Here is a 382-nt window from a genome sequence, read left to right on the forward strand (position 1 = left end):
TATCTATCGGCAGCAGCAAGCTCCACGAGGGCAACTCCAACCCATCCGGTACATCGTGGTGCGCGGCGAGTTCTTCCAACGTGACCATGCCTGGCGGAATGGCGCGAATCAGCGCGATTTCCGCCTGTTGATCACGTGGTATCGTCAACCGCTGCCCATCGCGCAGCCCCTGGGGCACCTCTCCGTCCTCTGGGGGTATCTCGATACCGGCATAGCTCAGGGTCACGACACCAGCGCCCAACCGAATAGGAGTTTCGTTCCAGACATGGCGGCGCGTTGGCAGACGTGCCTGTGCGACACACATGGTGATCTTCAGCTTGGGTTTCACATCCTCGAGCGTTGTTTCCACGAGGGTTCTCGGAGAGGGGACCTGGGCTGCCAG

1 protein-coding gene is annotated in these 382 nt (G+C 60.7%); it reads right to left on the reverse strand.

What is annotated here, in order from left to right; translation table 11 throughout:
* A partial coding sequence (locus CWC28_RS21630) for a hypothetical protein (protein ID WP_138625775.1) occupies nt 1-349 on the reverse strand: 349 nt, incomplete at its 3' end.
* Nucleotides 350-382: the final 33 nt, after the last annotated feature.

It is taken from the genome of Pseudoalteromonas sp. S4492, assembly GCF_005886115.1.
In the GTDB taxonomy this organism is placed as follows: domain Bacteria; phylum Pseudomonadota; class Gammaproteobacteria; order Enterobacterales; family Alteromonadaceae; genus Pseudoalteromonas; species Pseudoalteromonas gelatinilytica.